The following is an 11,579-nucleotide window of genomic DNA, read 5'->3' as shown; positions in this document are numbered from 1 at the left end:
ACAGGAACCCCATGAGCGACACTTCCCCCTACGGCTTCGAGCTTGTGCGGCGTGGGTACGACCGCGCTCAGGTGGACGAACGGATCTCCAAGCTCGTCTCCGACCGTGACAGCGCTCTCGCCCGCATCACCGCTCTGGAAAAGCGCATCGAGGAGCTCCACCTCGAGACGCAGAACGCCCAGGCCGCCGTGACCGACGCAGAGCCGTCGTACGCGGGTCTCGGCGCGCGTGTCGAGAAGATCCTCCGCCTCGCCGAGGAAGAGGCCAAGGATCTGCGCGAGGAGGCCCGCCGCGCCGCCGAGCAGCACCGCGAGCTCGCCGAGTCGGCGGCCCAGCAGGTCCGCAACGACGCAGAATCGTTCGCTGCGGAGCGCAAGGCCAAGGCCGAGGACGAGGGCGTCCGGATCGTCGAGAAGGCCAAGAGCGACGCCTCTCAGCTGCGTGCCGAGGCGCAGAAGGACGCGCAGTCCAAGCGCGAGGAGGCGGACGCCCTCTTCGAGGAGACCCGCGCCAAGGCCGCGCAGGCTGCCGCCGACTTCGAGACGAACCTCGCCAAGCGCCGCGAGCAGTCCGAGCGCGACCTGGCGTCGCGTCAGGCCAAGGCCGAGAAGCGCCTCGCCGAGATCGAGCACCGCGCCGAGCAGCTGCGCCTGGAGGCCGAGAAGCTGCGCACCGACGCCGAGCGCCGCGCCCGCCAGACGGTGGAGACCGCCCAGCGCCAGGCCGAGGACATCGTGGCCGACGCCAACGCCAAGGCCGACCGCATCCGTTCGGAATCCGAGCGCGAGCTCGCGGCCCTCACCAACCGCCGCGACAGCATCAACGCTCAGCTGACGAACGTCCGCGAGATGCTGGCGACCCTCACCGGTGCCGCGGTGGCCGCCGCGGGCACGCCGGCCGAGGACGAGCCGATCTCCCGCGGGGTGCCGGCTCAGCAGACCCGGTAACCAGTAGCGCGATCAGAGGCCCGCACCGTCTCCCCCGAGGGTGCGGGCCTTTGGCGTACCGGCTGCCCGACGGCGATGACCGCTGTTGCCGCCCTCGTCGGCCTCCGTTTGCCCGGTGGGGTGGCAGCGGCCGGAACCCGGCCCTAGCGTGGGCGCATGATTGAGCTCGAGGGGCTGACCAAGCGGTACGGCGAGAAGGTGGCGGTCAACAACCTCACCTTCACCGTCAGACCGGGTATGGTCACGGGGTTCCTCGGGCCCAACGGCGCCGGCAAGTCGACCACCATGCGGATGATCCTCGGGCTCGACCGTCCCACCGTCGGGGACGTCCGTATCGACGGCAAGCACTACGACCAGCTCAAGGATCCGCTCACGTACATCGGCGCCCTGCTGGAGGCCAAGGCCTGGCACGGCGGGCGCAGCGCCTACAACCATCTGCTGTGCCTGGCGCAGAGCAACGGCATTCCGAAGCGGCGGGTGCGTGAGGTGCTGGAGACGGTCGGGCTCACGGCGGTCGCGCGGAAGAAGACCAAGGGCTTCTCGATGGGCATGGGACAGCGGCTCGGCATCGCGGGCGCGCTGCTCGGCGACCCGCGGATCCTGATGTTCGACGAGCCGGTCAACGGGCTCGATCCGGAGGGCATCCACTGGATCCGCAACCTGATGAAATCCCTTGCCGCACAGGGCCGTACCGTCTTCGTCTCCTCGCATCTGATGAGCGAGATGGCGCTGACCGCCGACCACCTCGTCGTCATCGGGCAGGGCCGGCTGCTCGCCGACACGACCATGGCCGACTTCATCGAGCGGAACTCGAAGTCGTACGTCCGGATCCGCACCCCGCAGCGGGAGCGGCTGCTCGACGTGCTGCACACGGCCGGGATCACGGCGGTGGAGACGGGCAACGGCTCGCTGGAGGTCGACGGCGGCAAGGCGGAGCAGATCGGGGAGCTGGCGGCGCGGCACGGGGTCGTGCTGCACGAGCTGAGCCCGCAACAGGCCTCGCTGGAGGAGGCGTTCATGCAGCTGACGGCCGAGTCGGTGGAGTACCACGCGCAGTCCGCGGCGCCGCCCCACGGGCAGCAGTGGGGCGACGGCTGGAGGAGGAGCTGAACATGGCAGCCACCCAGGTCATCCGCTCCGAGTGGACCAAGATCCGGTCCGTCGCCTCCACCGTGTGGACGCTCTCCCTCGCCGTGGTGGTCACCATCGCCCTCGGCATGCTGATCGCGGGCCTGTCGGCGAACGAGTTCGACGACATGAGCGAGCGGGACAGGCTCTCCTTCGATCCGACCTTCATCAGCTTCGCCGGGATGAGCCTCGGTCAGCTCGCGATGATCGAGTTCGGGGTGCTCGTCGTCTCGAACGAGTACAGCACCGGCATGATCCGCTCCTCGCTGGCGGCCGTGCCGCAGCGCGGCACCTTCCTGTTCAGCAAGATCGCCGTGGCGACCGGCCTCGCACTCGTCGTCGGCCTGGCCACCAGCTTCGTCGCCTTCTTCCTCGGGCAGGCGATGCTCGGCGAGCACAAGGCGGAGATCGGCGACCCGGGAGTGCTGCGCGCGGTGATCGGCGGCGGGCTCTACATGACCCTCATCGCGATGTTCTCGATGGGCGTCGCCGCGATGCTGCGCTCACCGATGCTGTCGCTGGGCATCCTGATGCCGTTCTTCTTCCTGGTCTCCAACATCCTCGGCAATGTCTCGGCCACCGAGAAGATCGGCCGCTATCTGCCCGACCAGGCCGGCAGCAAGATCATGCAGGTGGTCACGCCGGTCGACGACGACACACCGTACGGTCCCTGGGGCGGGCTCGGCATCATGGCGCTGTGGGTGCTCGTGGCGATCGCCGGCGGTTACGCCACGCTCAGGAAACGGGACGCTTAGCGAGGGGCCCGGGGGAAACGGTGGGCGCGAGGTTTTACTTGCCCTTGAGTGGAACCGTCAGCGCCTCGATATCCTCCTAACCCTTACGGGGGCGTGTGCCCCGCTGTCCTGATCCTTCCGATGGGTGCGGAGCATGATCGAAGCAGTCGGCCTGACCAAGCGCTACGGCGACAAGACCGCTGTGTACAACCTGTCCTTCCAGGTGCGGCCCGGTTCCGTCACCGGCTTCCTGGGCCCCAACGGCTCGGGCAAGTCGACGACGATGCGGATGATCCTCGGCCTGGACAACCCGACCGCGGGGCAGGTGACGATCGGCGGCTATCCGTACCGCAAGCTGCCCAACGCCCCCCGCCAGGTCGGCGCCCTCCTGGACGCCAAGGCGGTGCACGGCGGCCGCGCGGCACGCAACCATCTGCTGAGCCTCGCCCAGCTGTCCGGCATCCCGGCCCGCCGGGTGGACGAGGTGCTGGGCGTGGTCGGTCTCCAGGACGTGGCCAAGAGGCGCTCCAAGGGCTTCTCGCTCGGCATGGGCCAGCGCCTCGGCATCGCCGCCGCGCTGCTCGGCGACCCCCAGGTGCTGCTGTTCGACGAGCCGGTCAACGGCCTCGACCCCGAGGGTATCCTCTGGGTGCGCAACCTGATGAAGTCGCTGGCGGCCGAGGGCCGTACCGTCTTCGTCTCCTCGCACCTCATGAGCGAGATGGCGCTGACCGCCGACCACCTGATCGTCATCGGGCGCGGGCAGCTGCTCGCCGACATGAGCGTCAAGGACTTCATCGCGGCGAACTCCGCCGGCTTCGCCCGGGTCCGTACGCCCGACACCGAGCCGCAGCTGCGCGAGAAGCTGGCCGGAGCGCTCACCGAGGCGGGCGGCCACGTGCTGCCCGAGCAGGACGGCGGGCTCCGGGTGACCGGGCTGCCGCTCCCCCGCATCAGCGACATCGCGCACGAATCCGACGTACGGCTGTGGGAGCTGTCGCCGCATCAGGCCTCGCTGGAGGAGGCGTACATGCGGATGACGCAGGGCGCGGTCGACTACCGCTCGACGGTCGACCAGAAGGAAGGGCTCCAGCAGCCGCTGCCGCCGGGCGCGCAGCCGCCGATGCCGGTCCCGGGTCAGGGCCAGCCGGGCTGGTACGCCCCGCCGCCGCCCCAGCCGGGCGGGCAGCCGTTCGCCGCGCCGCAGGGCGCGCCGGGCCAGGCGCCCGCCGGTCCGTACGGCGCTCCCGCGGCGCCGGGCGCGGGTACGGCCAACCCGTACGCCCAGCAGGCGCCCCAGCCGCCTCAGGCGTCGGCCGGCCCGGCTCCGGGACAGCCCGCGGGTCAACCGGCCGCCGCCCCGCCCGCGCCCCCGCAGGCGCCCGCACAGCCGCCCGTGGCCGCCCCCGTGCAGTCCGCCGCCCCGCCCGCCCCCGCCGCCCCGACCAAGCCCGAGGACGCCCGATGAGCACGCCCCAGCCCCCGATGCCGCAGACCGCCGCACCGAACTGGCAGGCGGCGCCCGGCTCGTCGTACCCCACCTACACCTCGCCGATCCCCGTCGTGCGCACGCACCTCGGGCATGCGCTCGCCTCGGAGTGGACGAAGATCCGCTCGGTGCGCTCCACGATGTGGACGCTCGGCGTGTTCGTGCTGCTCGTCGTCGGCATCGGCCTGGCGACCGTCGCGCTGGTGGCCGGCAACTCCTCGGAGGGGAGCCTGGCCGACCAGAACCCGCTCGGGTTCGGCTTCTTCGGCCTGCTGCTCGGCAGCATGTGCATCATCACCCTGGGCGTGCTGACCACGGCCTCGGAGTACGGCACCGGCATGATCCGCACCACGATGACGGCGTGCCCGAGCCGGAGCCGGGTGCTGGTGGCGAAGGCGATCGTGTTCTTCGCGGTCGCGTTCGTCGTGACGCTGGCGTCGGTGCTTCTCGTCGCCCTCATGGATGTGGCGCTGCTGGAGGGCGCGCGCGAGCCCAGCGGTTCGGAGTGGCTGAAGGGCACGCTCGGCATCTCGCTCTACATCGCGCTGCTCGGCCTGCTCTCGCTCGTCGTCGGCTCGATCATCCGGCACTCGGCGGGCGCGATCACGATCATGATCGGCGTGGTGCTGGCGCCGCTGGTCATCGCGCTGTTCATGTTCTCGGAGTCCCTCCAGGACGTCCAGCAGGCCCTGTTCGAGTACTCCATCCCGAACCAGTTCAGCGTCTTCTACGCCCAGTCCCTCACCGAGACCGGCCCGTCCGGCTGGGACCCGCTGTGGATCATGCTCGGCGTCACGGCCGCCGCGTTCGCCGGCGCCTACGCCCTGCTGGAGAAGCGCGACGTGTAGGCCGGGTTCAGAACCTCGGCGCGTTACGGGACCGCTGCACCCGCGTGGTGCGGCGGTCCTTCGCGTTCCAGCACGCCTTGTGCCAGTGGCGGCGGTCGTCGACGCCCGCGTGGTCCGGCCAGGCGACGACGTGCGGGACGCCGTCCGGGATCAGCTGGTCGCAGCCCGGGCAGCGGTACGCCTTGCCCTGGGCGCTCGCACCCGCCACATGCCGTACGTTCCACTCCTCGCCCTGCCAGCTCTCCGTGGACTGCCAGCCGCCGTAACGGCCGGAGCGGTCGTCCTCGGCGCTGCCTCCGGACGAGGCAGCTCCTCTGGGGCCGTTGGGCCGGTTGCGACGCGGGGACACGGAACACCTCACGGGGCTATACAGGATGCACGGGTCATGTCCAGCCTACGCGGCACGGACAGGGGTATTCGTACGGGACCAACCCCCACAAGTCCCTCACCCCGCGGATCCATTCTGCAGACAATCCGCAAATCCCTTCGCCAGGCCGTGTCCTCGGCACGTGTCAGACGGTTATGCCGGGTGGGGGAGCTCCGCGTCGGAGCCAAGGAAGCAGGAAAAAGCGATGCGCGTAGGAAGTTTCGTGTTGGCGGCCCGGTTCCCGGGACAGGGCGACGGGGAGGCGCTGCACCGCGCGGTCCGCTCCGCCGAGGTCGCCGAGGAGGCGGGGCTCGACACGGTCTGGCTGGCCGAGCACCACTTCGTGCCGTACGGCACCTGTCCGTCCGCGGTCACCCTGGCCGCTTTACTGCTCGGCCGCACCCGGCGGCTGAGGGTCGGCACGGCGGTCAGCGTGCTGCCCACCGCCCACCCGGTGGCCCTCGGCGAACAGGCCGCGCTGCTGCACATCACGTCCGGCGGGCGGTTCTCGCTGGGTGTGGGGCGCGGCGGCCCCTGGGTGGATCTGGAGGTGTTCGGCTCGGGTCTCGAGGCGTACGAGGAGGGGTTCCCGGAATCACTCGATCTGCTGCTGCGCTGGCTGCGCGAGCCCTCCGTCGCGGCCGCAGGCGAGCGGTTCGGCTTCCGTGAGGTCCCCGTCGTCCCGAGGCCGTCGGAGTGCCTCACGGACGTCGAGGGGCCCGAGGTCGTCGTCGCGTGCACATCGCCCCGGAGCGTGCGCCTCGCGGCCGAGCGCGGGCTGCCGATGCTGCTCGGCATGCATGTGGGCGACGAGGAGAAGGCCGAGATGGTCGCCCTGTGGCGGGAGTACGCCCGCGCGGCCGGGCGGCCCGCGGAGGAGATCCATGCCGCGGCCCATGTCTCGGCCGGCGTCTGCCAGATCGCGGACCGCCGCACGGACGCGGTGGAGACCCTCACGAAGGCGATGCCCGGCTGGCTCCGGCAGGGCCTGGAGGCCCATGTGACGGTGGACGGCCGCCATCGCGCGATGCGCGACCCGCTGGCGTACACCGAACTGCTCTGCGGCCTGCACCCCGTGGGCACTCCACGCCTGTGCGCCGACCGCCTGGCGGCGACCAGCGAACGGACCGGCATCTCCCGCTTCGCCCTGCTCGTCGAGGGCTCGGGCGACCTGGCGGCGACCGAGGAGAACGTACGACGGCTGGGCGCCGAAGTGCTGCCGCACCTCGGCTGAAAGCCCCTTGATGTCCCTGTGCGCGCCGAACGGCCCGGTCCGCCGGGGGGCTTGCCGCCCCAGTACTGAATGCACCTCCCGCGTACGGAGCGGCAAGCAAGCGACTGCCTGCGTCAGCAGTCCCTGAATTCCGGAGACTGGTTCAGCAGCTGACTGCGGACCGAGGTGAAGCGCGCAAGCGTCTCGTCGACCGAGGCGTCGAGCGGGAACACCGCCACCCGGTGGCAGTTCTGGAAGGCCAGTCGCACCCCGAAGTGCCGCTGCAGCGCGCCGCGTATCGCGTCACTCGCAAGCGCACGCAGCAACTGGCCACGTGCCTGCTCGTCCGGCGGGGGCGTCTGGTTGTCGGCGAACTGACCGCCGTCGACCTTCAGCTGGGCCACCAGGGAGCTGATCATCTCCCATGCATAGGGCAGGGAGGTCCGGACGCAGTCGACGAAGGCGGCTTCGTCGACCTCGCCTCGCTCGGCCTGTTCGAGTAGGGCCGGTGAGACGTCGAGCGACATGGGTTCTCCTCTCGCACCCCCGAAGCGCAGGGGTTGCCTGACAGATAAGGGAGTTCGCGATATCGAACACTCTGCGTACACGCCTCGCGACCTCCCGTTTAATACGGTAGGCAACAGACGGTGACCGCACCAGGAGATTGCGTACATGGGCGGTCCTCGTTAGGCCCACAATCGGCCAGAAATGAACAGGGGCAGTCCGGGGTCATACGGACTCCCCCAGGGCGAATCGCGTGCACCCGTGCCCGTCGAGTAGCGTTGCCGACCATGCGTCTCGTCATTGCCCGATGCTCCGTCGACTACGCGGGCCGGCTCACCGCCCACCTGCCCTCGGCGCCCCGTCTGATCCTGGTCAAGGCGGACGGCAGCGTCTCCATCCACGCGGACGACCGGGCCTACAAGCCCCTGAACTGGATGTCGCCGCCCTGCACCCTGAAGGAGGGGGACGGTGAGCAAAAGGACGTCTGGACGGTCACCAACAAAGCGGGCGAGAAGCTGATCATCACGATGGAGGAGATCCTCCACGACTCCTCGCACGAACTGGGCGTGGACCCCGGCCTGATCAAGGACGGCGTGGAAGCACACCTCCAGGAACTCCTCGCCGACCGCATCGAGACCCTCGGCGAGGGCTACACGCTCATCCGCCGCGAGTACATGACGGCGATCGGCCCGGTGGACATCCTGTGCCGGGACGCCGAGGGCCGGACGGTCGCGGTCGAGATCAAGCGCCGGGGCGAGATCGACGGCGTAGAGCAACTCACCCGCTACCTGGAGCTGTTGAACCGGGATCCCCACCTCGCGCCGGTCCGCGGCATCTTCGCCGCCCAGGAGATCAAGCCGCAGGCCCGGGTCCTCGCCACGGACCGGGGGATCGGGTGCCAGGTGCTGGACTACGACGCGCTACGGGGCATCGAGGACGACAAGCTGCGGTTGTTCTGACCGGCGGTCGTCAGCAGGTTTTGGCGGTTCTACGACGGTGAGGGCCGGGTCCGAGGAGTGGACCCGGCCCTCTTGGGTGGGTGGTGCGTCAGATCACGGGGTCCGCGCTGCTCGCCGTGCCTGCCCCGCTCGTCTCCGGTGCGCTTGCCGAGCTGCTCACAGGGGCGCTGGAGGCAGGGCCGCTGGCCGAGTCCGAGGTCGTCGGTTCCGTCGTCGTGGGCTGCTCCGTCGGCGTGGGCGACGTGCTCTCGGTCGGCGTGGGCGTAGGCGACGGCGAAGTCGGTCGAGTCGTCGGACTCGTCGGCGGCCTGGACGAGGACGGCGGCCTCGTCGTCGACGACGGCGGCTTCGTCGGAGAGGTCGTCGTACCGCCACCGGAACCCTGCGTTCCACTCGGGTCGTCCGACGGCCCTGCCGTCTCCGTCGGCGTCGGGTCGTCCGACGTGCCGAGGGTGCCGTCGGGCCCCGGATCCGTCGGCCGGCTCGTCGCCGTACCCGTGTCTCCGGAGTTCTTCCCGTCACCCTCCGCCTTGTCGGCACCGAGGCTGTCGTCGCCGATGCCCTGGCTGGCGGACGGGTTGACGCCGACCTGGGTGGACGGGTCGCCCGGGTCGTTGTCGGAGGTCGCGCCGAGGGTCACCACCGTGCCGAGCACGGCGACGAGCAGCGCGCCCGCGCCGGCCGCGACGAGGTTGCGGCGCGCGAAGTTCCGGACGCCGCCGCGGCCCTTGTGCGAGGCCGACGACGACGGCGAGGAGGCCTGGTGGGTGACCAGCGTCGTGGCTTCCCCGCCCGGCGGGAACGCGGTCGGCACGCCTCCGGGCGGCGACTGCGACTCCTCGTACCGCGCGTCCGGCACCTCCTCCCCCGCCGTGGCGGCGAAGGCGGCGACGCCCGGTGTCGTACCGGAGCGGTCCGAGACCAGCGCGAGGGCACGGCGTCCCGCCACCGTGCCGCGCTTGTCGGCGAGGGCGCCGCGCAGCCCGACGGAGGTCTCCAGCTCGGCACGGGCCCGGTCCAGCCGGCCGCCGCAGAGCGCGAGGATGCCCAGCTCGTGGTGGAAATAGGCCTGTTCGGCGACGTCACCGGCCAGCCTGGCGGCCTCGGCACCGGCCCGCAGCGCCCGCTCCCAGGCGCTCCAGTGCAGCCCCGCGGCGAAGGCGGGCGCGGCCGTGCGGGCCAGCCGGACGGTCGGGCTCTCCTCGTCCTCGGCGGGCGGCGTCGTACCGGGTACCAGCACGCCCAGCGCGGCGAGCACGGCGTCCGCCTCGGCGCACACGCGCTCCGGTGTGACCGAGGGATGCCCGGCCCACCAGGTGTAGTGCCGGGCGGCGGTGAGGGCGCTGTCCCGCACGTCCTCGGTGTATCCGGCGGCCTCCAGCTGGGCCTGCACGCCGGCGGCGAGCCGGTAGCGGGAGCCGACGGGTGAGACGAGGCCGCAGGCGGCCAGCTCGCCCAGCGCGGCGTCCGCGTGGGTGTCGCCGACCAGCGCGGGCAGATGCGCCTGGTGCGGCACCTCGCCGCCGAGCGCGACGGCGAACCTCAGGGTGGCGCGGGCCGAGGCGCTGAGCCGGGAGGCGAGCAGCGGCGCCGGGCCGGCCGCTTCGCCGAGCGACGGCAGAGGCACCTCCTGGCTGCCGGACTCCTCCCCGAACGGTGCGTCGAAGGGCGCGTCGGCGGGCGGCGCGTCCTCGAAGACCCCGTACTCGTCGACGGCGTCCGCCCCGGCCCGCAGCCGGTCCCGCTGCCGCAGCAGCGCCCCGGCCTGGACGAACCGCAGCGGCAGCCCCTCCGACTCGAACCACAGGTCGCCCGCCCAGTTCGCCTCGTCCTCGGTGAGGACCCGGTCGACGCCGCGCTCGAGGAGCTCCACGCTCGCGGCACGGTCGAGACCGGCGAGGACGACGTCCTCGATGCCGGACTCGGCGGACGGCGCTGGCACGTCGGGCGTGGCGCCGAGCAGGAAGGCGCACTCGGGGGTCGCGTCCAGCAGCTCGTCGAGCGCGGCGCCGCCGAACTCGATGTCGTCCAGGACGACGACGGCGCCGATCTCCCGGACCAAGGAGAGCAGTTCGTCCTGTTCCGGGCGGTACAGGGGCGCGCTGTAGACGGCGTAGAACAGGTCGTACAGCAGGTCCTCGGGCGTGCGGTGGAAGCCGGTGAGGCGGACGACGCCGTCGGGGGCCAGGTCCGCGCAGTCCTCGGCGACGAGGTCGAGGAGGCTGGTGCGGCCGGCGCCCGGGGCGCCGACGAGGCGTACGGAGCGGCCGCGGGCGAGCATCCGTACCAGCTCCTCGCGCTCGTCCTGGCGGGCGAGCAGGGGCTGTGCGGGGCGGGTGGGGCCGGGCGGGACGGGCGGTTTCGCGGCGCGGTCGGCCTCGGCGCGGTCGGCCGGGGTCAGCTTCTCGGGCCGCGCGGGACGCTCTCCCGGCGGGCAGGCCTCGATCTCGCTGCCGTCGACGGGGTTGACGGTGAGCAGGTGGTCGCCCGAGACCAGTTGCACCGTGCGGGCGAGCGCGGGCGTGTGCTGTCCGAAGTCGGGTGTGAGGGGATCCCTGGGCGGGCGCTGGCGCGACGACGGGCCGTCGGCGTCATGGCCGTACTCCTCGGGTCCCCGGTTGTTCGGGTCCATAGGTTCCAAGCCCCCCAAAAGCGTCTCGTGTGCTGAGGTTCCTGTCTCCGGTGACAGGACCAGGGCCCCTCCCGGCCTTTGCACACCGCGCTGTCGCTTCTGGTCCGGGCCCGCTCGAAGGGGTGTGTCTGGTCGGCGGGCAGCCGAACCCTAAACCTTCGCACAGTATCTACGACAGGTCGGGGTACCGCGCCGCCCGAGACGTCACAGTCTCATGAGGATTGCGCCCGACGTGCACTTCGCAACCGGAACGTCCGGCCGTCCCGCCCCAGCCGTGCCGGGTGTCACACCCGGGGCAGTGACTCCACCCCGATGCCGCCCTCGATCGCCAGGATCCGGTGCAGCCGGGTGGCCACCAGCAGGCGCTGCATCTGCGGCGGTACGCCACGCAGGACCAGACGCCGGCCGCAGCGGCCGGCCCGCCGGTGTGCCCCCATGATCACGCCGAGTCCGGTGGCGTCCCAGGAGTCCAGCTCGGACAGGTCCAGCACCAGATCGCCGACTCCGTCGTCGACGGCCGAATGAAGGACCGTACGGGCGTCCGCCGCGCTGCGGACGTCGAGGACGCCCCCGACGACCAGTTCGGCGTGGTCGCCCCTGATGTGCATATGCGCTCCCCAAGCGTGCGTTCGTGCTCCGCGATGCGTTGCCAGTGCTTGTGCTTGTGCCTGTGCTTGCTATGAGTCTTCGCTGCGGCCGGTGATGCAACCTCTGACTGCGTTGAGCGGTCAGAGGTTGCCGTCTGTAAGCGAACCGAT

At 71.4% G+C, this 11,579-nt stretch carries 11 protein-coding genes; 7 read left to right on the top strand and 4 right to left on the bottom strand.

Annotation, left to right across the window (positions count from 1 at the left end; all coding sequences use genetic code 11):
- Window positions 1-11 precede the first annotated feature (11 nt).
- From ACIBU0_RS11715 to ACIBU0_RS11695, 5 genes are all read left to right on the top strand, one after another.
- Complete coding sequence (locus tag ACIBU0_RS11715) at window positions 12-947, top strand: hypothetical protein (RefSeq protein ID WP_003997840.1); 936 nt, start codon at window positions 12-14, stop codon at window positions 945-947.
- A 156-nt stretch (window positions 948-1,103) separates the two neighbouring features.
- Window positions 1,104-2,057 (top strand): ABC transporter ATP-binding protein, encoded by a 954-nt coding sequence (locus ACIBU0_RS11710; protein ID WP_398815352.1) that lies wholly within the window; start codon window positions 1,104-1,106, stop codon window positions 2,055-2,057.
- A gap of 2 nt (window positions 2,058-2,059) precedes the next feature.
- Window positions 2,060-2,830: an ABC transporter permease gene (locus ACIBU0_RS11705; RefSeq protein ID WP_398815349.1), complete on the top strand. Its 771-nt coding sequence runs from the start codon at window positions 2,060-2,062 to the stop codon at window positions 2,828-2,830.
- Window positions 2,831-2,963: 133 nt separating this feature from the next.
- Window positions 2,964-4,277 carry an ABC transporter ATP-binding protein gene (locus tag ACIBU0_RS11700; RefSeq protein WP_398815347.1) on the top strand — a complete coding sequence of 438 codons (1,314 nt, stop codon included), beginning with the start codon at window positions 2,964-2,966 and terminating at the stop codon, window positions 4,275-4,277.
- Window positions 4,274-5,146, top strand: coding sequence for an ABC transporter permease subunit (locus ACIBU0_RS11695; RefSeq protein WP_398815345.1), 873 nt, complete (start codon window positions 4,274-4,276; stop codon window positions 5,144-5,146). The genes ACIBU0_RS11700 and ACIBU0_RS11695 overlap by 4 nt, the downstream gene beginning before the upstream one ends.
- 7 nt (window positions 5,147-5,153) lie before the next feature.
- On the opposite strand, the gene ACIBU0_RS11690 is transcribed toward ACIBU0_RS11695, so the two are convergent.
- On the bottom strand, window positions 5,154-5,495 hold the full coding sequence (locus ACIBU0_RS11690; protein WP_398815342.1) for an ATP/GTP-binding protein: 342 nt from the start codon (window positions 5,493-5,495) through the stop codon (window positions 5,154-5,156).
- Window positions 5,496-5,718: 223 nt separating this feature from the next.
- On the opposite strand from ACIBU0_RS11690, the gene ACIBU0_RS11685 reads away from it, so the two are divergent.
- Window positions 5,719-6,747, top strand: a complete 1,029-nt coding sequence (locus ACIBU0_RS11685) for an LLM class flavin-dependent oxidoreductase (protein ID WP_398815339.1) — start codon at window positions 5,719-5,721, stop codon at window positions 6,745-6,747.
- Window positions 6,748-6,860: 113 nt separating this feature from the next.
- Here ACIBU0_RS11685 and ACIBU0_RS11680 read toward each other — a convergent pair whose 3' ends face one another.
- Window positions 6,861-7,253, bottom strand: coding sequence for an SCO5389 family protein (locus ACIBU0_RS11680; protein WP_215161494.1), 393 nt, complete (start codon window positions 7,251-7,253; stop codon window positions 6,861-6,863).
- 264 nt (window positions 7,254-7,517) lie between these two features.
- On the opposite strand from ACIBU0_RS11680, the gene nucS reads away from it, so the two are divergent.
- Window positions 7,518-8,189: an endonuclease NucS gene (gene nucS, locus ACIBU0_RS11675; RefSeq protein ID WP_398815335.1), complete on the top strand. Its 672-nt coding sequence runs from the start codon at window positions 7,518-7,520 to the stop codon at window positions 8,187-8,189.
- Between the two features lie 88 nt (window positions 8,190-8,277).
- On the opposite strand, the gene ACIBU0_RS11670 is transcribed toward nucS, so the two are convergent.
- Entirely contained in the window at window positions 8,278-10,821 is a 2,544-nt protein-coding gene (locus tag ACIBU0_RS11670; RefSeq protein WP_398815332.1) for an ATP-binding protein, read from the bottom strand.
- 284 nt (window positions 10,822-11,105) lie between these two features.
- On the bottom strand, window positions 11,106-11,429 hold the full coding sequence (locus tag ACIBU0_RS11665) for an STAS domain-containing protein (RefSeq protein WP_030046661.1): 324 nt from the start codon (window positions 11,427-11,429) through the stop codon (window positions 11,106-11,108).
- Between the last annotated feature and the right edge of the window lie 150 nt (window positions 11,430-11,579).

Source organism: Streptomyces sp. NPDC049627 (assembly GCF_044465645.1).
In the GTDB taxonomy this organism is placed as follows: domain Bacteria; phylum Actinomycetota; class Actinomycetes; order Streptomycetales; family Streptomycetaceae; genus Streptomyces.
This window is presented reverse-complemented; position numbering and strand designations above follow the sequence as displayed.